Below are 26913 nucleotides of genomic sequence, written 5' to 3'. Positions count from 1 at the left end.
GGGTGCCGGCGTCACTCCGGGCGACCACGGGCCGACCGTCCCCGCCGGGCAGGGCCCCGTCATCACCGGCGGCGGCGGAAACACCCCGCTCGCCGGTCACCCGGCTCCGCAGCCGGTCGGAGTGTCAGGTGCAGCCGGCGCCGGAGCCGGGGCGCAGGCCGGCCCCGGCGGTGTCGCGGCGGCAGGTGCGGGCGGGGGCACCGTCGCCACCGGACCCACAACCCCGGCCACTGGACCCGGAGGCGTGGCCACCGGGCCGGGGGCGCATGCAGGTGCCGGGGTCGGCGGTCACGGCGACATCCTGGGCCAGGAAGGCACGACCCTGGGCGGCGGTGTCGGTGCCGGTGGCGCAGGCGGCGTCGGGCCCACCGGTGTCGGGACCGGCGGCGGCGCGGGTGCTGGTGCGGGTGCCGGCGTCACTCCGGGCGACCACGGGCCGACCGTCCCCGCCGGGCAGGGCCCCGTCATCACCGGCGGCGGCGCCGGGACGGCTGGTACGACACCTCCGGTGGGCGGTGGGCACGGTCCGGTGATCCAGACCCCCGGCACACCTGCCGGCACGGGCGGCACCGGCGGCGGCGCCGGCGGAGCGAACCCGCCGGTGATCAACACGCCGCACACGCCGGCCCCCCAGGGGGACACGCCGGCTCCGACCCACCCGGCCCCGGCCGACCACGGCCCGGTGTTCACTCCGCAGCAGCATCAGCCGGTTGAGCAGCCGCAACCGACCCACCACGAGCCGCAGAGCCCGTCGGTGTTCGGTCACGACCCGGCGCCGCACACGCCGCCGGCGCACACCGAGCCGCCGGCGACGCACGGCCCGGCCGACCACCACGGGTTCTGATAGCCAGACCCGGCTGCAAAACCGGCGGGGACCTTCGTGGTCCCCGCCGGTTTGTACGCATACCTTGATCTGACAGAGATCTGACAGACCGCGATCGGAGAGGAGCAGCACGGTGGCACAACCCGATGACCCGCGTCGGGTCAGCGTGATCGTCGAGCTGATCGACCACACGATCGCCATCGCAGAACTGCATGAACGCGGCGATCTCGTGCACCGGCTGCGCCGGGCCCGGGCGCGGATCACCGATCCCCACATCCGGGTGGTGATCGCCGGGCAGCTCAAACAGGGCAAGAGTCAACTGCTCAACTCCCTGCTCAACCTGCCGGTAGCCCGGGTCGGCGACGACGAAGCCACCGTTGTGATCACCATCGTCAGCTACAGCGCCCAACCGTCGGCGCGCCTGGTCCTAACGGCGGGACCCAACGGCGAAACCACGACTGTCGACATCCCGGTCGAGGAGATCAACGCCGATCTGCGCCGGGCGCCTCAGGCCAACGGACGTCACGTGCTGCGGGTCGAGATCGGCGCGCCCAGCCCACTGCTGCAAGGCGGTCTGGTGTTCATCGACACCCCCGGCGTGGGTGGCCACGGGCAGCCACACCTGTCAGCGACGCTCGGCCTGCTGCCCGATGCCGATGCGATGTTGATGGTCAGCGACGCCAGCCAGGAGTTCACCGAACCCGAGATGTGGTTCCTACGCAAGGCGCACCAGATCTGCCCGGTCGGGGTGATCGTCGCGACCAAGACCGACCTGTACCCGCACTGGCGCCAGATCGTCAACGCCAACGCCAATCACCTGCAGCGAGCACGGGTGCCCATGCCGATCATCCCGGTTTCGTCGCTGTTGCGCAGCCACGCCGTGAGTCTCAACGACAAAGAACTCAACGACGAGTCCAACTTTCCGGCCGTGGTGAAGTTTCTCAGCGAGAAGGTGCTGACCCGGGAAGTTGACCGGGTGCGCGATGAGGTCCTCAACGAAATTCGTTCTGCCGCAGGGCAATTAACTACCAAAGCGGGGTCGGAGCTGGCTTCGGTCAACGACCCCGGGCTGCGTGACCGGCTGGAAAGCGATCTGCAGCGCCGCAAGCGCGACGCCGAGAACGCGCTGCAGGCGACCGCCCTGTGGCAGCAGGTACTCAACGACGGCTTCACCGATGTGAGCAACGACGTGGACCATGACCTGCGGGCACGCTTTCGCGCCGTCACCGACGAGATCGAAAAGCGCATCGATTCCTGCGACCCCACCCTGCACTGGGCCGAGATCGGCGCCGAAGCCGAGGACGCGGTCGCCACCGCGGTCGGCGACAACTTCGTCTGGGCTTACCAGCGTTCTGCGGCCCTGGCGGACGACGTGGCACGATCCTTCGCCGACGCCGGTCTGAACTCGGTGATGTCGCCGGAGCTGACGTCGCGGCTGATGGCTACCGACTTCGATCAACTCAAAGCGCTCGCCGAGCTGGAATCGAAGCCGCAGGGAAAGGGACAGAAAGCCCTCTCGGGACTTCGCGGGTCCTACGGCGGTGTGGTGATGATCGGCATGCTGTCCTCTGTGGCCGGGCTGGGCCTGTTCAATCCGGTGTCGGTGGGTGCCGGGCTGTTGCTCGGCCGGATGGCCTACAAAGAGGAGAAGCAGAGCCGGCTGCTGCGGGCGCGCGCCGAGGCCAAGGCGAACGTGCGGCGCTTCGTCGATGAGGTGTCGTTCGTCGTCGGCAAGGAATCGCGCGACCGGCTCAAGACGATCCACCGCAAGCTGCGCGACCATTACCGCGATATCGCCAACGAACTCAGCCGCTCGCTCAACGAGTCCCTGCAGGCCACCTTGACCGCTGCCCACCTCGAGGGCGTGGAGCGCGACACCCGGGTGCGTGAACTGGAGCGGCAACTGGACATCCTGCGCCAGGTCATCGAAAACTTGGACAAACTGCGGCCACAGGCGACCCTAGGACGAGCGTGAGCACCAGCGATCGGGTCCGCGCCATCCTGAACGGAACCATCCAGGCTTATCGGGGAGAACCGGCATACCGTCAGCGCCCGGACGTCTTCCACGAATTGGAACGCATCGGCGCGCGGCTCAACGAGCCGATCCGCATCGCGTTGGCAGGCACCCTCAAGGCGGGTAAGTCCACACTGGTCAACGCGCTGGTGGGCGACGATATCGCACCGACGGACGCGACCGAGGCGACCAGGATCGTGACCTGGTTCAGGCACGGGCCGACGCCGAAGGTCACCGCGATCCACCAGGGCGGAAGGCGCAGCAACGTGCCGATCACCCACCGCGACGGGCTGAGTTTCGACCTGCACAACCTCAACCCGGCGGAGGTGGCCCACCTGGATGTGGAGTGGCCCGCCCAGGAGTTGATGCAAGCCACCATCATCGACACCCCGGGTACCTCGTCGTTGACTCGCGACGCCTCCGAGCGCACGCTGCGACTACTTGTCCCACCGGACGGGGTGCCACGAGTGGACGCGGTGGTGTTCCTGTTGCGCACCCTCAACGCCGCCGACATCGCTTTGCTCAAACAGATCGGCGGTCTGGTGGGCGGGTCCGCCGGAGCGCTGGGGATCATCGGCGTCGCATCGCGTGCGGACGAGATCGGCGCCGGCCGGATCGATGCGATGCTGTCCGCCAGTGAAGTGGCCAGACGGTTCACCAGCGAGATGAATCAGACCGGCATCTGTCAGGCGGTGGTCCCGGTGTCAGGCCTGCTCGCGATGACCGCGCGCACGCTGCGTCAAAGCGAATTCGTCGCCTTGCAGAAGCTCGCCGGCTCGGACGCCGCCGAACTCAACAGGGCGCTGTTGAGCGTGGATCGCTTCGTTCGCCCGGACAGCCCGCTGCCGGTGGACGCCGCGACCCGTGCTCATCTGCTGGATCGGTTCGGGATGTTCGGCATCCGGATCTCGATTGCGGTGCTGGCGGCCGGCGTCGCCGACGCCTCCGCGTTGGCCAACGAACTGCTGGAGCGCAGCGGGTTGGCGACCCTGCGCAACGTCATCGACCAGCAGTTCGCGCAGCGCTCCGACATGCTCAAGGCCCACACCGCGCTGGTGTCGCTGCGCCGGTTCGTCGAAACGCACCCGGTGCTGGCCACGCCATATGTGATCGCCGACATCGACCCGCTGCTGGCCGACACCCATGCCTTTGAGGAACTCCGACTTCTGAGTCAACTATCTTCGCGCACAACGACTTTGAAAGAACCCGATGTTGTGCTGCTGCGGCGGATCATCGGCGGTTCGGGCACCGGGCCGGCCAGCCGGCTGGGCCTGGATCCCGAGGTCTGCCGGGCCAACCCCCAGGAGGTTTCCCGGGCGGCGTTCGCTGCGGCACAACACTGGCGCCGCCGCGCCGAACATCCGCTGAACGATCCGTTCACCAGCCGGGCGTGCCGTGCCGCGGTCCGCAGCGCTGAGGCGCTGTTAGCTGAATTCGCCGTCTAGTGGCAGGGTCTTAGCCCCCGGGCGCGGGCGCAGGGGCCGGCGCAGCGGAGGTGGGCGCCGCAGTGGGCGTGACCGGTGCCGCCGTAGTGGTCGGCGGTTTCTGGGTAGTCGTCGGCGGTGCCTGGGTGGTGGTCTGCTGAGTGGTGGTCGGTTGGGTCGTCGTCGTCGGCTGGGTCGTTGTGGTGGTGGGCTGGGTGGTCGTCGTGGTTGTCGTCGTCGACGAGGTGGTTGATGTGGTCGACGATGTGGTCGAGGTGCTCGGCGGGTTGGTGGTGGTAGAGGGCGTGGTGGTCACCGTGACGGGCGGTGGGGTGACCACCGTCTCGGTCGGGCTGTTGTCCGGCCCGGTCACGACGGTGGTGAAGGGCGGCGGCTGCGAGGTGGTCACTACCGGCTTGGCATTGGTCGGCCGCAGAGTCAGCGCCAGCACTACCGCGACGATGATGGCCGCGGCGGCGCCGGCGAGGCTGAGCAGGATGGCCGGACGCCGGTACCACAGTGGGACCTCGGGTTCGCCCGCGTAACGGTCCTGCCGGGTCTCGGGGACTGCCGGGCCGGGAGGAGGCTCGACCGGACCGGTGTAATCGGCAGGTCCGGTGTAGGGGACCGGTTCCATACCCGTACCGCTGTCTTCGGACCACGCCAGCGCGCGGTCGGTCTCCTGACGGGCACCGTCGGGAAAGGCCTCGGTGTCGACCGGCGCAGTCGGGGACGCCAACGTCTCAGGACCAGCCGCGCCGATCATGCTTGTCGGCAGGCCGACTGCGGGGCCGATTCCGGTGGCCGCGCCCGCCGACGCCACTTGGGCGTCGCCCAGAGTGGCGGCGCCGACCGCTGCGGCGAACAGGGGTTGCGCGGTCGTGAACACCGGCACCTGCAGGCGTTGCGACATCCTGGTGGAGATCAGTGGGATAGCGGCGCCGCCACCGACGATCGCCACCGCCGCAAGTTGCCCAATTCCATTGCGCTGCAGGACTTCTGGAATGGAACCAAGGAACCTGTCCAACGGCGGTGCGATGAGCTCTTCGAATTCGCTGCGGGTCAGCCGCTGATCATTGGCCCCGGTAGCGACGGTCGCCACCGTATTCGCGGACAGTTGCTCCTTGGCGGTGCGGCAGGCGCTCAGCATCCGGGTCACCGAACCCATCGAAGTGGCGGTGTTGGATACGTCGCTGCTGTCGACACCGGGGGAGGCGGCCAACAGGTGGTTGAGGATCAACTGGTCGAGGTCGTCACCGGAGAACTCGCTGTAGCGGACGGTGCTGCCGATCTGCTGGAAGCCGGACCCGGCGTCGGCCAGCGTGACGCTGGTGCCGCCGGCGCCGAAGTCGCACAGCGAGACGACGCCCTGCCTGGGGAATCCGGGTCGGGCATTGACCGCGGCCAGCGCCGCGGTGGCATCGGAGATCAACGTCGGCGTGCCGCCGTGAGCCGTCAGGTCGGGCTGGGCAAACAGTTCCTGGCGCAACGCGGCGACCTGGTTTTCTGACCAGTACGCGGGGACGGCGACCGTGATCGGCCGACCGTAGCCCACGGTGCGCGCCATCGCTTCCAGAGCTTCGATGGTCAGCGCCTGTCCCAGGTACTTGGTCCCGTCGGCCGCCACCAGCGGCGCCGGATCACCGACCCGTTCCACGAACCCGCGCAGCACCAGGCCGGGCTCGGTCAGATTCGGGTTCTCCTCGGGCAGCCCCACCTCGGATGGACGATTCTCGAACAACGTCACGACGGGTGTGCGAGAGACCGGGACGCTGCCGGAGCGGGCAGCCACCAGGTTGGCCACGCCGATCGACAACCCGAGCGGCTCGCTCATATCCACACCCTTCGTCGTCCCTTGTTCGCTGCGGTCGGGGCCGTTCCCCACCCTAGCCGTCGCTGGTAGGGCAGGACCGGCTCACACTCCTGGCGGCAGATTGATGACGGTGGGTATGGCCGGCAACGTTATCTGCGACGGCAGCCTGGGAATCGCTCCGGGTGCCGGGGAATTGGCGGGCGTGGTGGTCGGCGATGCGCTCGTGGTGGTGGTCGTCGTCGTGGTGGGTGCGCTCGTGGTGGTTTCGGTGGTCGTCGTCGGGGTGGTGGTGGTGGTGGTCGTGGTCGTTGTGGTGGTGGTTGTCGTCGTGGTCGTTGTCGTGGTGCTCGGCGCTGTGGTGCCGGTCGTGGTCGTCGTCGCCGGCGCCACCGTAGTCACGGTGGTGGTGACCGTGGCCGGGCTCGGCCGGCCACGCGCGAGCAGAACGATGCCATAGATGATCAGCGCGATCAGTACCGCTATCAGCACGCCCCAACCGACCAGTGCGAGTGGTTTACGCCAGCCCGGCGTGCGCTCGGGCTCCGGTTCGGGCGGGTAGCCACCGCCGGCCGGCTGCCCGTACCCGCCCCCGGCGGGCCCGTAGCCGTAGTTGCCGTAGGCGGTCGGGTCGTTGGCGCCGTATTCGGGCGGGTCGTACCTCGTCACGGGCGCCGACAGTATTCGTCACCCCCGGTCACTCGGCTCAGCGCGCGCCGCCCGTGACCGATCAGCAACCAAACCTTGACCAAGTCCTAACGGGGCAGGTTGGGCAGGGTGATGGTGGGACCACCCGGAACCGTGATGGTCGATGGCAGCTGAGGCAGGTGCGGACGATGGGTGGGTTGCTGCGTCGGCTGGGTACCCGGCGGCTGGTTTCGGGGCGGGTTGGCCGGCGGGGCCGCGGTGGGGGTCGTCGGCGGTTCGGTTGTCGTGGTGGTGGGCTCGGTCGTGGTGGTGGTCGTGGTCGTCGCGGTGGTGGTCGAGGTGGTCGAGGTCGACGTCGTGCCGGGCGCCGGGCCGTTGCTCTTGTCGCCGCCGAGCAGTTGGGTCACGCCGTAGGCGATCAGGGCGAGCAGGATCAGCACCAGGATGGCCCAGCCGATCAGCGTCACCGGCCGGCGGTACCACGGCCGACCCTCCTGGTCGGGATCCTCGGCTCCGAGCTGGTCGTACTGCTCCGGTGGGGCACCTTCTACCGTCGGCTGGTACTGCAGCGGCTGGCCGGGGTGACCGTGTTCCACGGTGGGCTGGTTCTGCAGCGGCGTGCCACCGGACGGGGGCGGGCCTTCGACTGTCGGCTGGTGCTGGGGACCCGGCGGCGGCCCCTGGGGAGGTCGGCCGTACGGCGGAGGCCCACCGGGAGGCGGGCCCTGCGGCGGTTGTCCGCCGTAGCCGCCGTACTGGGTGGGCTGATTGTTGAAGTCGTCTGGTGGGCCGTAACGTGCCACGGTTTCGATGTTATAGGTCGGGGCGAACAACGAGGGGCGGCGGGCGACGAACCCGGCGATGAATTTGACGAACTCACGGGGTCTGTACGTGCAACCCACTTCCCGCAAATCCCTCGGTAAAATCCAGAAAAGGAAGTAACCCGTCATGGAGTCAAGCGACTCACGCCCGCCGGTTCTGTTCATACACGGCGCATTCGGCCGTCCGGCACTGCTCAAGCCGTGGATCGACTTCTTCGGTCAGGCCGGATTCGATTGCGTCGCACCAGCTTTGCCGGGGCGCGATCCATCGGATGATGCGGTGCTGCGCCGCACCGGCATCGGTCAGCTATTCGACGCGGTCCTGCAGGCCTACGACGGCCTCGCCACGCGGCCGGTCATCATCGGCCACAGCATGGGCGGGTTACTTGCCCAGAAACTCGCGGCAGCGCGGGATCCGCGCGCTGTGGTGCTGTTGGCCTCGGTTCCGCCCGGCATCCTCTGGCCGCAACTGAAACCGCTTCCGCACCTGGCGCCGCTGATGCCCAGCATCCTGGCGGGCAGACCGATTCTGCCGTCGCCCCGGACGATGCGCGAAGTTCCACTGTGCACGCTGCCTTCCACCGAGCAGGACGAGTTGATACCGCTACTTGTTCGCGATTCTGGGAAGGTCTACCGCCAGATGCTGGTCGGTGCCCCCGTCACGCGGGTCAACGCCGCAGATGTGACGTGTCCGGTGCTGTGCGTCAGCGCGGGCGAGGACAGAAATGTCGCGGCGCGGGCTTCACGTCAGATCGCCAAACGGTACGGTGCCCAACACCAGGTGCACCCCGGCCTACCGCACTGGATCATCGCGGAATCGGCGCTGAACGAGGTGGCCCCACCCGTGCTCAAGTGGCTGTCGCAGACCCTCGACTCGGGCGGGTGACCTTCAGCTTCAGAACGTGTCGACCTTGTCGATGCTGACGAACATGCCGTGGCCGGTGCTGTTGTTGGCGAAGCGGGTGCCCTCTTTGGTGGCCACGATGGTCCAGCCCTGCGCGTCGTAGGTCTTGTAGTCGATGGTGACCGTCGGGATGGCGCCGAGGTTGCCCAGCACCCACTCCACGTTTCCGGCCGACGTGATGTGGATTCCGTTGGCGTGCTCGCCGTCCTTGAGCGGTGAGTTGGTGAACGGCGCTTCGCAGCCCACGCTTTCCTGGTTGATCTGACAGCGCGTCATGCCGGACTTGGTCTCGATGAAAACGTAGCCGTTCTGGTCCGGCTTGAGCGCGATGGTGCCGGGCGCCGGGTCGGTGGATGGCGGCTGCGTGGGGGGAAGCGCGATGGGCGTCGTCGGCGCCGCCGGCGCAGTGGCGCTGGGTCGGGGCGTCGGGAATGTCGGTTCGGCCGGACCCCGGCCGCCGGGGCTGGCCACCGGCCTGCCGTCGATGGTCGTACTGCATCCGGCAATGAGCACGGCGACGGCGAGTGGAACCCACCCAGCCTTGTGCAATAACCGCAACGTACTACTCCCGGGAATATCCGATATCAGCAGTCAGATTACGCACGGGAATACCCGAGTCAGCGCAGTGACGCGCTCTTGGAACGACGCCGATGGCAAAGCGTTACGCGTCGGCTTCCGCCGCGGCGTCGCGCACCCGCCCGCGCACCACGAACCAGCCGCCGATGAGCGCCGGGATACCGAACGCCATCGCGGCCAGCATCCAGCGGCCGTACACCTTGTCGAACATCATCAACACCAGCACACCGGCCAGGAAGGTCAGCGTGATCCATCCGGTGTAGGGCGACAGCGGCATGCGGAATTTCGGGCGCTCCGTCTCTCCGGCTCTGGCCAGGTGATGGAACCGCAACTGGCACGCGACGATCGTCGCCCAGGCCACGATGACGCCGGTCGCCGCGATGTGCAGGACGATCTCGAAGGCGTGTTTGGGTGTGACGGCATTCAGCCCGATGCCGAACAGGCCGATTCCCGCGGTGAGCAAGATGCCGCCGAAGGGCACGCCGTTCTTCGACATCGGCGCGGTGAACTTCGGGCCGCTGCCGTTGATCGCCATCGACCTCAGGATCCGGCCGGTGGAATACAAACCCGCGTTCAGGCTCGACAGCGCAGCCGTGAGCACCACCAGGTTCATCACGTCGTCACCCCAGGAGATGCCGAGCTTGTTGAAGAAGGTCACGAACGGGCTCTCGCCGTCCTTGTAGTCCGTGTAGGGCAGTAGTAGCGCGAGCAGGACCGTAGAACCGATGTAGAAGACGGCGATCCGGAATACCACGGAGTTGATGGCACGGGGCATGACCTTTTCGGGCTCGGCGGTTTCCCCGGCCGCGATGCCGACGAGTTCGATTGCGGCGTATGCGAACACCACCCCTGAGGTGACGAGCAACAGGGATAGCGGGCCGGTCGGCAACAGGCCACCGTGGCTGCTCCACAGCGAAATCCCGGTGTCATGCCCTTCAATCTTGAAGCGTCCCGCCAGGAAGACGGTACCCACGATCAGGAACGTGACCAGCGCCAGCACCTTGACCAGGGCGGCCCAGAACTCCAGCTCGCCGAACAACTTGACCGAGATCAGGTTCATCGACACCACGACGATCAGCGCGACGAGGGCCAGCGTCCACTGGGGGACGACCTGGAACACCTTCCAGTAGCGGCAGTACTGCGCGATGGCGGTGGTGTCCACGATTCCGGTCATGGCCCAGTTCAGGAAGTACATCCAGCCGGCGGCGAAAGCCACCTTCTCGCCGAAGAATTCGCGCGCGTAGGACACGAACGAGCCCGACGACGGGCGGTAGAGCACCAGCTCTCCGAGGGCCCGCAGAATCAGGAAGACGAAGACGCCGCAGATGCCGAAGACGATGAACAACCCCGGTCCGGCCGAGGCGAGCCGGCCGCCGGCACCGAGGAACAGCCCGGTTCCGATGGCGCCGCCCAGGGCGATCATCTGTATCTGCCGGTTCTTGAGCGCCTTGTGGTAACCCGCGTCTTCGCGGTCCAACGCGCGCGCGGGCGCTGCCATCGCGTCAGGCTATCCCACGGTTACCCGGTCGGCAGTTCACAGCCCCAGCAGTCGCTCCGCGTTGCGGTGGCTGATGGCGGCGCGCTCGTGCCGGGTCAGTGGCAGCGCGTCGAGGAACTGCCGGGCCGCCGACATGGATCCGAAGGGATGGTCGGTGGAGAAGGCCACCCGATCCGCGCCCACGTTGGCCACCAGGTTGGCGTAGGTGGCTTCATTGTTGAAGTTGGCGAAGGTGTACGTCAGGTTCTCGCGCAGGTAGGCAGTGACCGGACGGCGCAGACCGGTCAGTTCCGGCCGCAGCGTGGCCTCGAAGCGCGGGATCATGAAGGGCAGCGCCTCACCCATATGCCCGATGATGATCTGCAGATCGGGGTGCCTGTCGAACACGCCGCCGAGGATGAGTCGCAGTACCTGGGTGCCGGTGTTGATGTGCCAGCCCCAGCCCACCGTCGCCAGCGCGAACGTCACCTCTTCGGAGAACCCGGCGTAGCAGGACTCGATGACTGCCGCGGGCGGGATGGTCGGGTGCAGATAGATCGGAACCCGCAGCGCGGCGGCTCGTTCCAGGACGGGATCGAAATGCGGGTCGTCGAGGTAGACGCCCCGGCAATGGCCGTTGACCACCGCGCCGACAAAGCCGTCCGCGATCGCTCGGGCAAGTTCGTCGGCCGCCGCGCCGGGCTCGCTGATCGGCAGCGCGGCGAATCCCGCCAGCCGCCCGGGATACCGCTGCACGGCGGCGGCGAGTTCGTCGTTGCACCTGCGGGCCAGGCGTACCGCCGCGGGCCCGTCGAGTTGCTCCACGCCCGGTGCGACCAGTGACAGCACGGCCACGTCGATGCCGGCATCGTCCATCTCCTTGATGCGGGTGTCCCCGAGATCGACCAGTGCCTCGCTGATGTTCGGCCGGGACTTCAGCCAGCCACCCGGACCGTTGAGGAATTGCGTTGTGGCGTAATGCTCTTCGAGTGCGATGGTGCGCATCAAGCCTCCAGGACCCGGGCGGCCGCGGCCCACCCGGGAGGTGCGTCGGCAGCCAGTCGAATGGTTTTGGTGTACCCGTATTCCGCCAGCGTCTCCTGTGCGTGCTCGCGGCCGAAACCGCTGTGCCCGATGCCGCCGAAACCGGTGCCGACGGCCACCCGCACATAGTTGTTGACGAAGACGGCGCCGGCCCGGATCCGCCGGCTCACCCGGAGCGCTCGGTCGGAGTCCTGAGTGAAAACCCCTGCCACCAAGCCGAATTGGGTGTCGTTGGCAATCCGGACCGCGTCGGCCTCGTCGGCGAACGGGATGAGTACGACGACGGGGCCGAAGATCTCCTCGGTGGCCACCCTCATCTCGGGGGTGACGTCGGTGAGCACGGTCGGTGGCACATAGAAGCCGTCCGCCAGGTGGGGATCGTCGGGCAGGGGCGCCTGGGCGGCGACGCGGGCGCCCTCGGCGACGCCGATGTCCAGATAGTCGAGCACGCGCCGCTGCTGCGCCCGGGTGACCAGCGGCCCCACCTCGGTGTCCGGGTCGGCGCCGTCACCCACCCTCAGGCGCTGTACGGCCGCGCACAGCCGCGTCGAGAACAGGTCGAAGATGCTGTGGTGCAGCAGGATTCGTGACGAAGCGGTGCACGCCTCGCCCTGGTTGAAGAATCCGCCGTCGATCGCGGCCAGCAGGGCCCGGTCGATATCGGCGTCCTCAAACACCAGCAGCGGGTTCTTGCCGCCGAGCTCCATCAGCGTCGGTGTCAGGTTGTCGGCCGTGGTGCGCAGTACGGACACCGCCGTCGCCGGCGAGCCGGTGAAAGAAACCTTGCCCACCAACGGATGCGCGGCCAGCGCGGCGCCGATCTGCCCGCCGCCGGGTACCGCGTGCACCAGGTCGTCGGGGAGCGCCGAATTGATCAGTTCCACCATGCGCAGTACCACCGAGGGCGTCTGTTCCGGCGGCTTGAGCACGATTGCGTTGCCCACCGCCAGGGCCGGGGCGGTCTTGCCGGCGGTGTGAATGGGCGGCCAGTTGAACGGCACGATGCCCGCGATCACGCCGTACGGCTCCAGGGTCGTCACGTCGAACACCGGGCCGTAATCGCGTGCCTGGCTCGGCAGCACCTCGACCACGCTGGCGAAATATTCGAAGATCGTTATCGCCGTCTCGACGTCGAACTGCCGTGCCTGGGTGACCGGTTTGCCCATCTCCAGGGATTCCAGCGCGGCGATCTCGTCGGCGTGGGCGCGGATGACGTCGGCGACCCGGCGCAGGTAGCGGCCCCGTTCGCGGGCCGGACGCTGCCACCAGTTGTGCTGGGCGGCACGGGCGGCCCGGACGGCGAGGTCCACCTGCTGGGATCCCGCACCCCGGATCCGAGTGACCGGTTGCCCGGTCGCAGGGTTCTCCACCACGAATTGATGCTCGTCGCATTGTGATGACCAGCGGGTTTCGGTGACTTCCATCGGCCCGAAGGTACGCCGGCCACCGTGATCACTGCCAGCGAAAGTTCTTGATCGAAGCCAGCACAGATGGTGATAATTCCTGCATGGAGCTGCGTCAGCTGGAGTACTTCCTGGCTGTCGCGGACAATCTGAGCTTCACCCGGGCGGCCAAGCGGCTGCATGTCGTGCAATCCGGCGTATCGGCGACCATCCGGGCGCTGGAACGCGAACTCGGCGCCGCGCTGTTCATCCGCGGGCCGGCCGGGGTTCGCCTGACGCCGGCGGGCGAACAGCTGCGACCCCACGCCCGCGCCACCCTCGACGCCGCCTCGGCCGCCAAGGACGCCGTCCACGCCACCCGGGGTGCGGTGCGGGGAACCGTCACCGTTGGCACGTTGACCTCGATCAACGTCATCGACCTGCCCAGCGTCCTGGCCGAACTGCACACCCGGCACCCCGAAGTGCGGGTCCAGCTGCGCGCCGCCCGCGCGGGAACGACGGGCCTGGAACGACAACTGCGCGACGGCGACCTGGACATCGCTTTCCTTGTCTTTCCCGGTGAGGTGCCGGCCGGACTCAACGCGCAGCAGGTGGCCGCCGTCAAGTTGCACCTGGTGGTGCCCGCCGAGCACCCGCTGGCCTCCGCTGCCTCGGTGACACTGGCCGAGTTGGCCGGCATGTCTTTCGTCGACGCCCCGCCGGGCTACGGCACGAGAATCGTCATCGACAGGGCGTTCGCCGCCGCCGGCGTGGAGCGGACCGTCACCCTTGAAGTCGCCGATCTGGGGACGGCCGCGGCGTACATCCGAAATGGTCTGGGGATCGGATTTCTGAGCTGGACCATCCTCGATGACATCGACGACGACGGCCTGGTGACCGTCCCGGTCACCGATCAGGAGCTGTGTTGGCGGCTCTACGTCGCGACGTCGGCGACGCGCCCGACCAGTGCGGCGGTGCGGGCGCTGCTGTCGCTGATCAAGGAGCGGACGTAGCCGATGCGCGATGGCGAGGTGCGCAACCTCGGTCCGATCGCCGGGACCGGTGCCCGCGGGGGCGTACCCGGCATCGGCGCGGTCGACCTCGGAGAGGTTGTGGAACTGCCCGACGGGTCGTATGTGGCCGTCTTCGGCGACTCGTTCGGCGGTGACAAGGTAGGCACTCACCCGCACTACCCGTCCGTCGCCGTGCCGGTGACGTTCGACCCGGCCGGCCACCCGCACTTCGGGATGCCGCTGACCGGGCCGAGGGGTAGCCGCAACCCGCTGTTCATCCCGCCAAGGCAGGCGCGCGGCATGAACACGCTGCCGTCTGGCAGCGTCCTGGTCGGCGACCGGACCTACATGCTGGTGGTGGGCACCAAGGACCTGCGCACCGAGGGCGGGTCATGGTTGGTCGAAGTCACCGATCGTCCGGCGCGGGGCTGGAAACCGGTCAGAGGCTCGTGGCGTCCCGGCGACCATGCAAACGGCGGGCAGTCGCAGATCAGTGGCTACCAGGCCGCCGACGGCCAGGTCTACATCGTCGCCGATGCCTTCGACCGCAGCCGGCGCGTGACGCTGTACCGGACCGACCCTGCCACCTTCACCGACCGCTCCTCGTGGCGACCCTATGTGCGGCGGACCGACGGCGAGGCGGCCTGGGGGATGCCGGGAGAATCGGCGATCGCCCTCAGCGCCACCAATTTCGGTGAGCTCAGTTTTCGGGAGGTCGACGGTCGCGCCGTCCTCGCGGGATTCAATGTGCGCACGGGTCCCGATGGGGCGGTGGAGATCTGGGTCGCGGACGGACCCACCGAGATCTTCAGCCAGGCCCCACCTACGGTGCTCATGCAACAGAGTGATCCGGCGGGCCCGAACTTCGTGGCGCAGAACTACGGCGGTTATATCGTGCCCGGATCCACCCTGGCGCAAATGAAAATCTTTGCCAGTCAATGGAATACCCAAGCCGACCGGCATGGTGTGCCGATCGGGGCGCCCTACAACACGCAGCTGGTCATCGCCAATGTCAGCCGTCGGCGCGCGTTGTGAGCGTCTGCGCCGCGCCGCCGAACATGGTCTGCTTGATCGCCCCCAGGGTGCCCGGGTCCTTACTGCCCAGCGGGCGAAGCAGTTCCGTCGCGGCGGCAGTCACCGCGCCTTCGCCCGCGGTGGCGTCGACGATCCCGATGTCCGCTGCGTCGGCGCCACCGAAGCGGCGCCCGGTGGTCATGGAGGCGACCGCCGCCTGGGGCGTGAGCTTGGCCTGGATCAACGCGGCCATGCCCGGCGTGAACGGGATCCTGATGTCGGCCTCGGGAAAGCAGAAGAAGCCGCGGTCGGCGCGCATCACCCGAAAGTCGTGTGCGACGGCCAGCATTGCCCCGGCTCCGAATGCGTGGCCGACCAGCGCCGCCGCGGTGGGCATGGGCAGTGTGAGAACCCGTGCCAGCAGATCCTGCACCCTGCCGACGTACCACTGGGTTTGGTCGCCGTGCGCTCCGAGCCAGTCCAGGTCCAACCCGTTGCTGTAGAACTTGCCGGCAGCGGTGGTGACGAGCGCATGCGCACCGCTGGCTTCGATGTCGTCGAGGTGGATGTTGATGTCGTCGAGAAAGCTTGGTGAGAAACGGTTCTCGTCGTCCCCGAGGTCGAGGACGGCGATCTTCTCGTCGTAGCTGAGCGTGATGGTCACAAAGGTTCCCTTCCAGGTTGCCGAATCGGAGGCTCGATGTGCAGCACAGCGCGCACCGCGGCGCGCAACTGTGCGCGTGCCGTCGCGCTGTGCAGGCGATCGCGACGCAGCAGGATCGCGGTCGGCAGGTCGACGACGCAGATCGTGATGGTGTCAACGGCGGCGGCGTCTTTGCGGTCCCAGACGCTGCGGGCCAACCGGATCATCAGGCCGACCAGCTGGGCCTCGAGATCCCTGATCTCAGTTGAGATGTCGTCGGGCAGATCGGAGCCGAGCAGCTCTTGCCTGGACATCGTCAGCAGCAGCCGGCAGGAGTTCGGATATCGCTCGGCAAAGGCGGCCGGGGCATCTGCGGCGGCCGCGACGGCCTCGATGCCGGCGTCTGGGCCCGGTGCCGCGAGGGCCGCCTCGACCTGGGCGTTCTGCGCCTGCAGGAAGCGCCGGCCCGCTCTCAGCCAGGCCCGCGCCAGCAGTCCGGCCCGCGACCCGAACGTGTGATACAACGCCCCGTTGGAGACGCCGACGATCGAGCTGATCGCGCGGATGGTCACCGCGGCCGGCCCGGACGCGACGGCCAGCGACTCGGCGGCATCGAGCACCGTGTCCGGGTCGTGGAGGCGAGGGCGAGGCATGGTCACGATGATAACAGAGCAATTGCTCTAAAACTTTCGCCGCGAGTGTGACGCCCGCATCGGTGGTTCGCACCGGTAAAACGGGTAACCAAGGCCGACCATGACATGTCCATCGGGTGCCGGAGAAGACCACCCAGAGCCCATCACGCTCAACCTGCACGACGCCTCGCCGCCCCACCTCAACGAGGCGACGGCGCAGCAGGTGGAACTCGAATTGGGTTGGGGCCGAATCATTTTCGGTCAGACATTCGCCGACACCGGCGCACTCGTCGAAACGTTGCGCAAGGAAGCGCCCGGGCGCCGTGACGTGTGCATCTACGCGCGCGAGTCCCACATCGTCGTGGCGCACGCGCCGACCGAACTGTTCATCGACCCCAGCCACACCTACCGTCTGCGCTTCGCCGGGGCGGCGGAACCAGCCCGGGTGCCGCAGGGCGTGACGGTGCGCACCCTGCGTTCCCCGGACGAGGCCGATGCCATGAACCGGGTCTTCGTGCGGTGCGGAATGATCCCGGCGCCGGTCGAGACGATCTGGCACAACCAACTGCACGTCGACGCCGTCACATACCTGGTCGCCGTGCGTGACGACGACGGCGAGGTGATAGGCGCGGTCACCGGCGTCGACCACGAGGTGCTCTTCTCGGATCCCGAGCGGGGTTCGAGCCTGTGGACGCTCGCCGTCGATCCGGCCGCCGCGCTGCCGGGTGTCGGGGAAGCTCTGACCCGCTCCATGGCCGACCGCTTTCGTCAGGACGGACGGGCCTATCTCGACCTGTCGGTCGCCTACGACAACGACGGCGCGATCGCCCTGTACGAGAAGCTCGGTTTCCGGCGGGTCCCGGTGCTGGTGGTCAAACGAAAGAACACGATCAACGAGCCGCTGTTCACGTCGCCGCCGGAAACCGTTGACGACCTGAACCCGTACGCGCGGATCATCGCGGAAGAGGCCCGCCGGCGGGGTATCCGGGTCGAGGTGCTGGATGCCGAGACAGGAGAGATGCGCCTTTCCCACGGCGGCCGCACCGTCGTCACCCGCGAGTCGCTGTCCGAGTACACCTCGGCGATCGCGATGTGCCGTTGTGACGACAAGCGACTGACCCGGCGTCTGGTCAAGACGGCCGGCATCGTGGTCCCTCCGGCGCGGCTGGCCACTTTCGACGAAACCGATTACGCGTTCCTCGACGAGATACAGGAAGCAGTGGTCAAACCGTGCCGGGGCGAGCAGGGGAAAGGCATCACGGTCGGGGTGACTGCCGACCAGGGGCCAGATGAGCTTGCCGCGGCCCTGGCGCGGGCCAGGGAGCAGGACCCGGAAGTGCTGATAGAAAAACGTGTACACGGCGACGACCTGCGGCTGGTGGTGATCGACGGCCGGGTGGTGGCGGCCGCGTTGCGGGTGCCGCCCGAGGTCATCGGTACCGGCAAGCACAGTGTCCGCGAATTGATCGAGGCCGAAAGCCGGCGGCGTTCTGCCGCCACCGACGGTGAGTCGTGTATTCCGCTCGATGACCTCGCGCGGGAGACGGTCCTCAAGGAGGGCTGGCAGCTGGACGACGTGCTTCCGGAGGGCACCCTGCTGCGCGTGCGTGCCACCGCCAACCTGCATCAGGGCGGGAAATTGCAGGACGTGACCGGCCGGGTGAATGAAGAGCTGTGCCGGGTGGCGGTCAAGGCGGCCGAGGTCATCGGGATCCCGGTGGCCGGCATCGACCTACTCGTCTCCGACGTCACCGCCGCCGACTACTCCTTCATCGAGGCGAACGAGCGGCCCGGACTGGCAAACCACGAACCCCAACCGACTGTGGCTGCGTTCGTCGACTTCCTGTTTCCCGGTCAACCCCGCCCACCACTGCCGTGGAGTCCGGAGGAATCGCGCGCAGATGCCTAGGCGGTGACCGCCTCGGCGACCGCCGGTTCTTGCTGACTGCGGCGCTTCCTGCTGCGGGCTATGCAGACGGCGGCCAGCACCAGGCAGATGGTGGCCGGAACGATCAGGGCGTGGCCCCCGATGCGGGCGCCGGCCAGCAATCCGGCCACCGCGCCCGTCAGGAACAGCAACAGCGTGGCGGACAGGATTGCGGCCTTCCACTTGTCGATGCCCTCCTGGCGGCTGCGGCCGAGCATCAACCCGAGATCGGTCACGGTGCCGGTGAAGTGCGTGGTGCGCACTGCCATCCCGCGGAAACTCGACGTCAGTCCGTTCTGCAGACCGAGCGCGGAGGCGGCCAGCAGCGCCTGCACCGCGGTCTCCTCGATGCCGGAGCCGAGGATCAGGGATTTGAGGTCGGATTCTTCGATGCCGGCGGCCGCCAGCAGGAGCAGGGTCGCCTGAATTGCCAATACCGCGGCGTGGCGGGTGCCGATCGGGACGCGCTTGGACACCAGCAGCGCTCCGGCCAGTGCCGCGCCGACGAGGAAGCCAACCAGGATGGCCAACAGGACGTGACTTTCGTAGCGCCAGGGGTGTGCCCGGTCCATGCCGATCTGGGTAGTGATGCCTGTGAGGTTGCCCACCGGGACGGCCATGATCAGGATGGCCACCGCGTTCACCCAGCCGGCATTCATCGCGAGAAGTGAACTGTAGGCGAGCATGCGGCTTTGCGCGGACATGGTTGATTGCTTCCCCCAAAGCTGATACTTCGGCGAAGTCTAACAATCAGGTCACGATGCGAAACGCGGCTTCTGGCCGCTTTCATAGAGAACGCAGGGCCCCGGGAACAAAGTCGGAGGCCGTGCCGTTAGCATGATCGACAAGTTGAGTGAATCGGACTCAAGTCTGGGTTGACATCTTAGGGTCTGCCGGAGCAGTCTTGAGCGGGGTTCACTCAGCATAGTGCAACACAGAAGCTCTACACATTCAGGAGGAATCACTATGGCTCGTGCGGTCGGCATCGACCTCGGGACCACCAACTCCGTCGTCTCGGTTCTGGAGGGTGGCGACCCCGTCGTCGTCGCTAACTCCGAGGGCTCGAGGACGACTCCTTCCGTCGTGGCGTTCGCGCGCAACGGCGAAGTGCTGGTTGGGCAGCCCGCCAAGAACCAGGCGGTCACCAACGTTGACCGCACCATTCGCTCGGTCAAGCGGCACATGGGCACGGACTGGTCCGTGGACATCGACGACAAGAAGTACTCGGCGCCGGAGATCAGCGCCCGGGTGCTGCAGAAGCTGAAGCGCGACGCGGAGGCCTACCTCGGTGAGGACATCGCCGATGCGGTCATCACCGTGCCCGCCTACTTCAACGACGCTCAGCGTCAGGCGACCAAGGACGCCGGTCAGATCGCCGGCCTCAACGTGCTGCGCATCGTCAACGAGCCGACCGCGGCCGCGCTGGCCTACGGTCTGGACAAGGGCGAGAAGGAACAGACCATTCTGGTCTTCGACCTCGGCGGCGGTACCTTCGACGTCTCGCTGCTCGAGATCGGCGAGGGTGTGGTCGAGGTGCGTGCGACCAGCGGTGACAACCACCTCGGTGGCGACGACTGGGACGAGCGCGTTGTGCAGTGGCTGGTCGACAAGTTCAAGGCAACCAGCGGCATCGACCTGACCAAGGACAAGATGGCGATGCAGCGGCTGCGGGAAGCGGCCGAGAAGGCCAAGATCGAACTGTCCTCGTCGGGCAGCACGTCGATCAACCTGCCTTACATCACCGTTGACGCCGACAAGAACCCGCTGTTCCTCGACGAGCAGCTGACCCGCGCGGAGTTCCAGAAGATCACGCAGGACCTGCTGGACCGCACCCGTCAGCCGTTCCAGTCGGTGATCAAGGACGCGGGTATCTCGGTGGGCGACATCGACCACGTGGTGCTCGTCGGCGGTTCGACCCGTATGCCTGCGGTTACCGAGCTCGTCAAGGAGATGACCGGCGGCAAGGAGCCCAACAAGGGCGTCAACCCGGACGAGGTCGTCGCCGTGGGCGCCGCCCTGCAGGCCGGTGTCCTCAAGGGTGAGGTGAAAGACGTTCTGCTGCTTGACGTTACGCCGCTGAGCCTCGGCATCGAGACCAAGGGCGGTGTGATGACCAAGCTCATCGAGCGCAACACCACCATTCCGACCAAGCGGTCGGAGACCTTCACCACTGCCGACGACAACCAGCCGTCGGTGCAGATTCAGGTCTACCAGGGTGAGCGCGAGATGGCCTCGGCCAACAAGCTGCTCGGCAGCTTCGAGCTGACCGGTATCGCCCCGGCTCCACGCGGTGTTCCCCAGATCGAGGTCACGTTCGACATCGACGCCAACGGCATCGTGCACGTCACGGCCAAGGACAAGGGCACCGGCAAGGAGAACACGATCCGCATCCAGGAGGGCTCCGGCATCTCCAAGGAAGAGATCGACCGGATGATCAAGGAGGCCGAGGCGCACGCGGACGAGGACCGCAAGCGCCGCGAGGAGGCCGACGTCCGCAACCAGGCTGAGACGCTCGTCTATCAGACGGAGAAGTTCGTCAAGGAACAGCGCGAGGCAGAGGGCGGTTCGAAGGTTCCCGAGGACACCTTGAGCAAGGTGGAAGCCGCGGTGGCCGAGGCCAAGACGGCTCTCGGCGGTGACGACATCAGCGCGATCAAGTCGGCGATGGAGAAGCTGGGCCAGGAGTCCCAGGCGCTCGGACAGGCGATCTACGAGGCCGCACAGGCCGAAGGCGCCGCCGCCGGTGGCGGTCAGCCCGGGGGCGGGTTCGACCAGGGCGGTTCCGATGACGTCGTGGACGCGGAGGTGGTCGACGACGACCGGGAGTCCAAGTGACGGACGAATTCCCACAGGAGCCCGTGACGGTCACGGACAAACGGCGGATCGATCCCGAGACTGGTGAAGTACGGCACGGTTCCCCCGGCGCTTCGGCGCCGGGGGAGTCCGGCCCGGCCGGTTCGCCGGATGCCAGTTCGTCTGCCAAAGTGGCGGAGTTGACCGCCGACCTGCAGCGGGTGCAGGCGGACTTCGCCAACTACCGCAAGCGGGCAATGCGCGACCAGCAGGCCGCGGCCGATCGGGCCAGAGCCGCCGTGGTCGGTGAGCTGCTGCATGCGGTGGACGACATCGAGCGGGCGCGCAAGCACGGCGATCTGGAATCCGGTCCGCTCAAGGCCGTGGCCGACAAGCTGATGAACGTGTTGACCGGCCTGGGGCTCAAGCCATTCGGTGAAGAAGGCGAGGACTTCGATCCCGTCCTGCACGAGGCCGTGCAACACGAAGGCGGCGGCGGTCCGGACTCCAAGCCGGTGATCGGCACCGTGATGCGGCAGGGCTACCAGCTCGGCGAGCACGTGCTGCGCAACGCACTGGTGGCGGTTGTCGACACCGTCGGCGACGGATCCGCCGAGCCGGCGCGGGCCGATGCGAACGAAGACACGACCGATAACACCGACGGCTCCGGTGACTAATTCCACTTTCAGGGCACAGAATCAACGAGGAAGGTAAGGAGGTGACGCGGTATGGCTCAGCGTGAGTGGGTTGAAAAAGACTTCTACAAAGAGCTCGGCGTCCCCTCCGATGCCGACGCCAAGCAGATCAAGACCGCATATCGCAAGCTGGCCTCCGATCTGCACCCGGACAAGAACCCCGCGGGGGCCGAACGGTTCAAAGCCGTCTCTGAGGCGTACAGCGTCTTGTCTGACGAAGCGAAACGCAAAGAGTACGACGAAACCCGCCGGCTTTTCGCCGGCGGCGGCTTTGGTGGCCGTCGGTTCGATGCGGGTAACTTCGGCGGCTTCGGCGGAGGTGGTGATGGCGCCGAGTTCAACCTGAACGACTTGTTCGACGCCGCCGGCCGGTCCGGCGGCGCCAACATCGGCGACCTGTTCGGCGGTCTGTTCGGGCGGGGTGGCACCACCCGGCCCAGCCGGCCCCGCCGCGGCAACGACCTGGAGACCGAGACGGAACTGGATTTCGTCGAGGCCGCCAAGGGCGTCGCGATGCCACTTCGGCTGACCAGCCCGGCGCCATGCACCAATTGCCATGGCAGCGGCGCGCGTCCGGGCACCAGCCCGAAGGTGTGTCCCAACTGCAACGGCTCCGGGGTGATCAGCCGCAACCAGGGCGCGTTCGGATTCTCCGAGCCGTGCACCGAATGTCGGGGCAGTGGCTCGATCATCGAGCATCCGTGCGAGGAGTGTGGCGGCAACGGCGCCACCACCCGCACCCGGACCATCAACGTGCGGATCCCGCCGGGTGTCGAGGACGGCCAGCGGATCAGGCTGGCCGGGCAGGGTGAGGCCGGGTTGCGTGGGGCACCCTCGGGTGACTTGTACGTGACCGTCCATGTGCGCCCGGACAAGGTATTCGGCCGCGACGGCGACGACCTCACCGTGACCGTACCGGTCAGCTTCACCGAATTGGCTTTGGGCTCAACACTTTCGGTGCCCACGCTGGACGGCAAGGTGGGTGTCCGGGTGCCCAAGGGCACAGCGGACGGCCGTATCCTGCGGGTGCGCGGCCGGGGTGTGCCCAAACGCAGCGGTGGCAGTGGCGACCTGCTCGTCACCGTGAAGGTCGCGGTCCCGCCGAACCTGGAGGGCCCCGCCCAGGAGGCGCTGGAAGCCTACGCGGCGGCCGAGCGGGCCAGTGGATTCGACCCCCGGGCGGGATGGGCAGGTAATCGCTGATGGCCTCCAAAAAAGAGGAATCACGGACCTTCCTGATCTCAGTGGCCGCCGAGCTGGCCGGGATGCATGCGCAGACCCTGCGCACGTACGACCGGCTCGGCCTGGTCAGCCCGGAGCGCACCGCCGGAGGTGGCCGCCGGTACTCCGAGCACGACGTGAACCTGCTGCGCGAGGTGCAGCGCCTGTCTCAGGACGAGGGCGTGAACCTCGCCGGCATCAAGCGCATCATCGAGCTGACCAATCAGGTCGAGGCGCTGCAGTCCAGGCTCAAGGAGATGGCCGAGGAACTCGCGGTGCTGCGCGCCAACCAGCGTCGCGAGGTCGCGGTGGTGCCCAAGAGCACGGCGCTGGTCGTGTGGCAGCCGCGCTCACGACGCTGAGTCTCGCCTTCAGACCCGGATCGAAAATGCGGTGCCCGCGGGCTCGCCCGGGACCGCTGACCGGTAGCCCCCGCGGCGCAACGCATCGGTCGGTGCGGCCATTGGCTCGAAGCAGATCACGTCTTCGCCGGCAGGGGCGAAGATCTGTGCCGCGGAGTACCCCCGTTCAAAACGCACCTCGATGCGCCGTCCGCCGGCGCTGACCGCGAAGACGGCTCCCTGTTGGACCCCGTCGTAGGCGTCGTCGAAGGTGTCCGAGCCCAGTCGCTGCGAACTGGCCGGTTGATCGGCGGCCTGCCCGGTCGGCAGGCCGCGTTCGTCGAGAGCCAGATGGCGCAGCGGCGGCGTTTCGATCACCCACTCGGCGCGGTCGGTACCGGGCAACTGCAGGTACGGGTGATAGCCGAAGCACAACGGCACGGCGCGATCTCCCGTCGGCGTCACGGTGGTGCGTACGGTCAAGGTCCGCTCGGCCAGTCTCACTGTCACGGCGAGCAGATGCGGGTAGGGGAAGCTGGCCAGCAGTCTCTCGTCGGCGCCGAAGTCCAGCTCGGCGCTGATTTCGTTGCCCGACTCCGATGTCACCCGCCAACCCGGGTACGCGGCCAGCACGCCGTGGATCGGCAACCCCGCGGGGTCGGCTCGCACGCCGTTCTCGCCGGGCCGCAGCGTCACGGACACGCCTTCGGCCTCATATGTGTTGGCGCCCAACCGGTTCGCCCACGGATACAGCACGGGAATGCCCATCGTCTTGCCATCCGCAAGGTAGGCCTGCAGGCCGCGACGCTGGCCGAGCAACTCCACGCCCTCGTCGGTCAACGAGGTGCCGATCATCCCGGCGTCGGGCACGAATTGAGCCGCCACCGATGACGATGGGTCGCGCAGCGTGACGACGTGCACCGGGTCCTCCTCGGGAACTAACGCGACAGCGGGTCGTGCTGAATAAGTTCGGGCGGGGCGCCCTTGGCGATCAGCGCGGCCTTCGTCGCGCGGACCATCTGTGGGCCGCCGCAGATCAGAATCTGCCGGTCGCCCCAGGCGCCGTATCTGGTGACCACATCCGGCAGCCGTCCCGTCTGGCGCACGTGCAGCCCACGCGGCGGCGACACATCGGGATAGTCGGCGGCCCAGGCCGGATCGTTGTTGTATTCCGATACCGGCGAGACCGACAACCACGGATTGTGCGCCGCCACCTGCCACAGCGTGCGCAGGTCGTAGAGCTCGCAGCGGTAACGCGCACCGAAGAACAGATGCACCCGCGGGTTCACCCCGAAGCGGCTCAGGTCCATGATCAGCGTCCGCAACGGAGCCAGGCCGGTGCTGCCCGCGACCATCAGCACGTCCCCGCCGTCGCGGTCGACCCGCAGTCCGCCGTGCGGGCCGGACAGTCGCCACCGGTCGCCGGGCCGGGTTTCGCCGACGATCGCGTTGCTGACCAGGCCGCCGGGCACGACACGGACGTGGAACTCGATGCCGCCGCCGGGGTCGGCGGGAATGGCAGGCGACAGGTATCGCCAGCGCCGCGGGCACTGCGGAATCTGCACGTTGACGTACTGCCCGGGGTGGTAGTGCAGCGGGCGGTCCAGATGCAGCCGGACAACCGCGAGGTCGCGGGACACCCGGTTGTGCTCGATGACCGTGCCGTCCACCCAGGCGGGGGCGTCGTCGGAGTCGGCCGCGCCGCTCATCACCCCGGCGAACAGGTTCAGCGACTGGTCGGCGGCCTCCTGGACCGCGTCGGTCCAGAAGCTGCCCAGGTGGCTGCGCAGCGTGGCATACAGCGCGCGTCGCAGTGTCTGGTAGTGCGCCGGCAGGACACCGTACTTGCGGTGATCGCGGCCCAGTTGGGCCAGGAAGGCCACCGGCTCGTCGGCCCGCTGGGCGACCAGCTCGCCGTACAGCCAGTGCATGGCCTGGGCGAAAGCCGCCCGCTGGCCACTCATCTCCGGCGGGAACAGGTCGCGGACCGACGTGTCCAGGGCGAACCAGTGGTCGTAGAAGCGGTGGACGAGCTCGGTGCTGCCGGGTGCGAAGGCGTCCTGCAGCACCTGCAACGCATCCCGGTCCTCGAGCCCCACGGACGCCGATTCTAGGCGCGCCCCGCTGCGGGGTATGCCCTCTTGCCTTTCCTAAGCCGGCCCGCCGGCTCCGCCGGCGCCGCCGAATCCAGGTGTTGTACCGCTGGGCGCTGACGGGTTCTGGCCGTCCGTGCCTGCCCCGCCAGTGCCGGTTCCGCCGTCGCCGCCGACACCGCCGTAGCCGCCCTGCTGGCTGCTTTGACCGCCGTTGCCGCCTCGGCCGCCATCGCCACCGGCCCCATTGGTGCCGTTACCGGTGCCTCCGTCTCCGCCGACGCCGCCGTTGCCGCCGTTACTGGTCGGACCGCCGTTGATGCCGCCCCCGCCGCCCCGTCCGCCCGTGCCGCCGGGACCGTCGAGGCCGGTGCCGCCATTGCCGCCAGCTCCGCCATTGCCGCCCGGAGAAGTGTTCGGTATCGCCGCGCCGCTTCCGGGTACCGTTGCCACGCCACCGTAGGCGCCCGCGCCGCCGGCGCCGCCGTTGCCGCCCTGCGTGACGCCGGTACCGCCGGTGCCGCCATTACCCCCGTTGCCACCGGCTGCGTAAGTGTGGCTGCGGTAGCCATTCCCTCCTTCACCCCCTGCTCCGCCGGTTCCGCCTATGTAGCCGGTGCCCCCGGCGCCGCCGTTGCCACCGGTGCCGCCATTAGCAGTGGCGGTGTAGTTGTTCTGGGCTTCGGCGTTGCCGGCAGTGCCGCCGGTACCCCCCATGCCCCCGGTGCCGCCAGTTGTTGTGCCGCCTGCGTTCCCGCCGGCACCGCCCGCCCCGCCGGTGCCACCATCGGCATTGCTGTTTCCGTTGGCGCCGGTCCCGCCGGTGCCGCCGGTCCCGCCGGTGCCGGCGGTGCCGGCACCGCCGCCCGCTCCTGGGGTGCCGACGGCGCCACCGGTGCCCCCGGTTCCGCCGGTGCCGGCCGCGGCGGAGGCGGTGGCTGCTGCGCCGGCGCCGCCGGTGCCACCCGTTCCGCCGGTTCCCGCGGTACCGCCACCGCCGGCCTTCGCCCCGGTGCCGCCGGCAGCGCCGCCCTGCCCGGCCTGGCCACCTTGACCGCCTATGCCGCCTTGGCCGCCCTGGCCGCTGGCGCCGCCGCCGGCGGGTGTCGTTCCGTGGGCGCCGACGCCACCCGTGCCGCCCGTTCCGCCCGTCCCGCCTTGGCCGCCCAGGCCGCCGTCGCCGTTGATGGCGCCGACGCCCCCGACGCCTCCTTGACCGCCCATACCGCCGCCGAACCCGACGCCGCCGGTAGCGCCAGGGGTGGCGCCGGTGCTGCCGGTGGCACCAGTGCCGCCTTGGCCGCCCTGTCCACCCGTGCCGCCTGCACCGGCGCTTCCTGGGGCGGAACCCGTTCCTGCGGTACCGGCCTGACCGCCAGTGCCTCCGGTGCCTCCGGTGCCGGGACCATCGGTGGTGGTGCCAGTTGCGCCCTGGCCCCCGATGCCGCCGGTACCACCGGTACCAGCCGTGCCGCCTTTACCCGCGGTTCCGGGCGTGCCGGCGCCGTTGCCGGCCTGCCCGCCTTCACCGCCCTGGCCGCCGATGCCGCCGATGCCGCCCTGCCCGCCTTGACCGCTGGTGCCACCCCCGACGGGTGTGGTTCCGTGGGCGCCGCCG

Annotated in this window: 22 protein-coding genes and 2 pseudogenes; 11 read left to right on the top strand and 13 right to left on the bottom strand. The window is 68.3% G+C overall.

Annotation, left to right across the window (positions count from 1 at the left end; translation table 11 throughout):
• From AO501_RS38545 to iniC, 3 genes and pseudogenes are all read left to right on the top strand, one after another.
• Window positions 1-844, top strand: a pseudogene (locus AO501_RS38545) (hypothetical protein); the annotation flags it as partial.
• 112 nt (window positions 845-956) lie between these two features.
• Entirely contained in the window at window positions 957-2798 is a 1842-nt protein-coding gene (locus tag AO501_RS31955) for a dynamin-like GTPase family protein (protein WP_055581575.1), read from the top strand.
• Window positions 2795-4282: an isoniazid-induced dynamin-like GTPase IniC gene (gene iniC / locus AO501_RS31950; protein WP_055581574.1), complete on the top strand. Its 1488-nt coding sequence runs from the start codon at window positions 2795-2797 to the stop codon at window positions 4280-4282. Before AO501_RS31955 ends, iniC begins: the two co-directional genes overlap by 4 nt.
• 10 nt (window positions 4283-4292) lie before the next feature.
• Here iniC and AO501_RS31945 read toward each other — a convergent pair whose 3' ends face one another.
• The 3 genes from AO501_RS31945 to AO501_RS38540 all read right to left on the bottom strand — a co-directional run bounded on the left by AO501_RS31945 (window position 4293) and on the right by AO501_RS38540 (window position 7522).
• Complete coding sequence (locus AO501_RS31945; RefSeq protein ID WP_055581573.1) at window positions 4293-6095, bottom strand: Hsp70 family protein; 1803 nt, start codon at window positions 6093-6095, stop codon at window positions 4293-4295.
• 81 nt (window positions 6096-6176) lie between these two features.
• Window positions 6177-6740, bottom strand: a complete 564-nt coding sequence (locus AO501_RS37565) for an oligopeptide transporter substrate-binding protein (RefSeq protein WP_156452898.1) — start codon at window positions 6738-6740, stop codon at window positions 6177-6179.
• Window positions 6741-6826: 86 nt separating this feature from the next.
• Window positions 6827-7522, bottom strand: a complete 696-nt coding sequence (locus AO501_RS38540) for a hypothetical protein (RefSeq protein ID WP_055581578.1) — start codon at window positions 7520-7522, stop codon at window positions 6827-6829.
• A gap of 145 nt (window positions 7523-7667) precedes the next feature.
• On the opposite strand from AO501_RS38540, the gene AO501_RS31930 reads away from it, so the two are divergent.
• The gene (locus AO501_RS31930; protein ID WP_055581572.1) at window positions 7668-8426 is read left to right on the top strand and encodes an alpha/beta hydrolase; all 759 of its coding nucleotides are present in this window, start codon (window positions 7668-7670) and stop codon (window positions 8424-8426) included.
• 9 nt (window positions 8427-8435) lie between these two features.
• Here AO501_RS31930 and AO501_RS31925 read toward each other — a convergent pair whose 3' ends face one another.
• The 4 genes from AO501_RS31925 to AO501_RS31910 form a co-directional block, all read right to left on the bottom strand.
• The gene (locus tag AO501_RS31925; RefSeq protein ID WP_082658962.1) at window positions 8436-9002 is read right to left on the bottom strand and encodes a hypothetical protein; all 567 of its coding nucleotides are present in this window, start codon (window positions 9000-9002) and stop codon (window positions 8436-8438) included.
• Between the two features lie 103 nt (window positions 9003-9105).
• Entirely contained in the window at window positions 9106-10518 is a 1413-nt protein-coding gene (locus AO501_RS31920) for an amino acid permease (protein ID WP_055581570.1), read from the bottom strand.
• Between the two features lie 36 nt (window positions 10519-10554).
• On the bottom strand, window positions 10555-11502 hold the full coding sequence (locus AO501_RS31915; protein ID WP_055581577.1) for an amidohydrolase family protein: 948 nt from the start codon (window positions 11500-11502) through the stop codon (window positions 10555-10557).
• Window positions 11502-12965, bottom strand: a complete 1464-nt coding sequence (locus tag AO501_RS31910; RefSeq protein ID WP_055581569.1) for an aldehyde dehydrogenase family protein — start codon at window positions 12963-12965, stop codon at window positions 11502-11504. The genes AO501_RS31915 and AO501_RS31910 overlap by 1 nt, the downstream gene beginning before the upstream one ends.
• A gap of 83 nt (window positions 12966-13048) precedes the next feature.
• Between AO501_RS31910 and AO501_RS31905 the strand changes: the two genes are divergently transcribed.
• Complete coding sequence (locus AO501_RS31905; RefSeq protein WP_055581568.1) at window positions 13049-13936, top strand: LysR family transcriptional regulator; 888 nt, start codon at window positions 13049-13051, stop codon at window positions 13934-13936.
• A 3-nt stretch (window positions 13937-13939) separates the two neighbouring features.
• Entirely contained in the window at window positions 13940-14971 is a 1032-nt protein-coding gene (locus tag AO501_RS31900) for a DUF4185 domain-containing protein (RefSeq protein WP_055581567.1), read from the top strand.
• Here the strand turns inward: AO501_RS31900 and AO501_RS31895 are convergent.
• Together AO501_RS31895 and AO501_RS31890 are read right to left on the bottom strand one after the other, a co-directional pair.
• On the bottom strand, window positions 14949-15614 hold the full coding sequence (locus AO501_RS31895) for an enoyl-CoA hydratase-related protein (RefSeq protein ID WP_055581566.1): 666 nt from the start codon (window positions 15612-15614) through the stop codon (window positions 14949-14951). The genes AO501_RS31900 and AO501_RS31895 overlap by 23 nt on opposite strands.
• Entirely contained in the window at window positions 15611-16246 is a 636-nt protein-coding gene (locus AO501_RS31890; RefSeq protein ID WP_055581576.1) for a TetR/AcrR family transcriptional regulator, read from the bottom strand. Before AO501_RS31890 ends, AO501_RS31895 begins: the two co-directional genes overlap by 4 nt.
• A gap of 100 nt (window positions 16247-16346) precedes the next feature.
• On the opposite strand from AO501_RS31890, the gene ngg reads away from it, so the two are divergent.
• Complete coding sequence (gene ngg, locus AO501_RS31885) at window positions 16347-18134, top strand: N-acetylglutaminylglutamine synthetase (protein ID WP_055581565.1); 1788 nt, start codon at window positions 16347-16349, stop codon at window positions 18132-18134.
• Here the strand turns inward: ngg and AO501_RS31880 are convergent.
• Window positions 18131-18856 (bottom strand): YoaK family protein, encoded by a 726-nt coding sequence (locus AO501_RS31880; protein WP_055581564.1) that lies wholly within the window; start codon window positions 18854-18856, stop codon window positions 18131-18133. The two genes, ngg and AO501_RS31880, sit on opposite strands and share 4 nt — an antisense overlap.
• A 262-nt stretch (window positions 18857-19118) precedes the next feature.
• Between AO501_RS31880 and dnaK the strand changes: the two genes are divergently transcribed.
• Genes dnaK through AO501_RS31860 form a run of 4 tightly spaced genes read left to right on the top strand, consistent with a single transcriptional unit; the run spans window position 19119 to window position 23223 of the window.
• Window positions 19119-20987 (top strand): molecular chaperone DnaK, encoded by a 1869-nt coding sequence (gene dnaK, locus AO501_RS31875; RefSeq protein ID WP_055581563.1) that lies wholly within the window; start codon window positions 19119-19121, stop codon window positions 20985-20987.
• Window positions 20984-21622: a nucleotide exchange factor GrpE gene (grpE, locus tag AO501_RS31870; protein WP_055581562.1), complete on the top strand. Its 639-nt coding sequence runs from the start codon at window positions 20984-20986 to the stop codon at window positions 21620-21622. Before dnaK ends, grpE begins: the two co-directional genes overlap by 4 nt.
• 51 nt (window positions 21623-21673) lie before the next feature.
• On the top strand, window positions 21674-22843 hold the full coding sequence (gene dnaJ / locus AO501_RS31865; RefSeq protein WP_055581561.1) for a molecular chaperone DnaJ: 1170 nt from the start codon (window positions 21674-21676) through the stop codon (window positions 22841-22843).
• Entirely contained in the window at window positions 22843-23223 is a 381-nt protein-coding gene (locus AO501_RS31860; RefSeq protein ID WP_055581560.1) for a heat shock protein transcriptional repressor HspR, read from the top strand. Before dnaJ ends, AO501_RS31860 begins: the two co-directional genes overlap by 1 nt.
• A gap of 9 nt (window positions 23224-23232) precedes the next feature.
• Here AO501_RS31860 and AO501_RS31855 read toward each other — a convergent pair whose 3' ends face one another.
• The 3 genes and pseudogenes from AO501_RS31855 to AO501_RS40445 all read right to left on the bottom strand — a co-directional run.
• Window positions 23233-24123, bottom strand: coding sequence for an aldose 1-epimerase (locus AO501_RS31855; RefSeq protein ID WP_055581559.1), 891 nt, complete (start codon window positions 24121-24123; stop codon window positions 23233-23235).
• 17 nt (window positions 24124-24140) lie between these two features.
• On the bottom strand, window positions 24141-25301 hold the full coding sequence (locus AO501_RS31850; protein WP_055581558.1) for an FAD-binding oxidoreductase: 1161 nt from the start codon (window positions 25299-25301) through the stop codon (window positions 24141-24143).
• Window positions 25302-25352: 51 nt separating this feature from the next.
• Window positions 25353-26913 (bottom strand): annotated as a pseudogene (locus tag AO501_RS40445) (PE family protein); the annotation flags it as partial.

Origin of the sequence: Mycobacterium gordonae (genome assembly GCF_001417955.2) — a bacterium.
In the GTDB taxonomy this organism is placed as follows: Bacteria; Actinomycetota; Actinomycetes; order Mycobacteriales; family Mycobacteriaceae; genus Mycobacterium; species Mycobacterium gordonae_B.
This window is presented reverse-complemented; position numbering and strand designations above follow the sequence as displayed.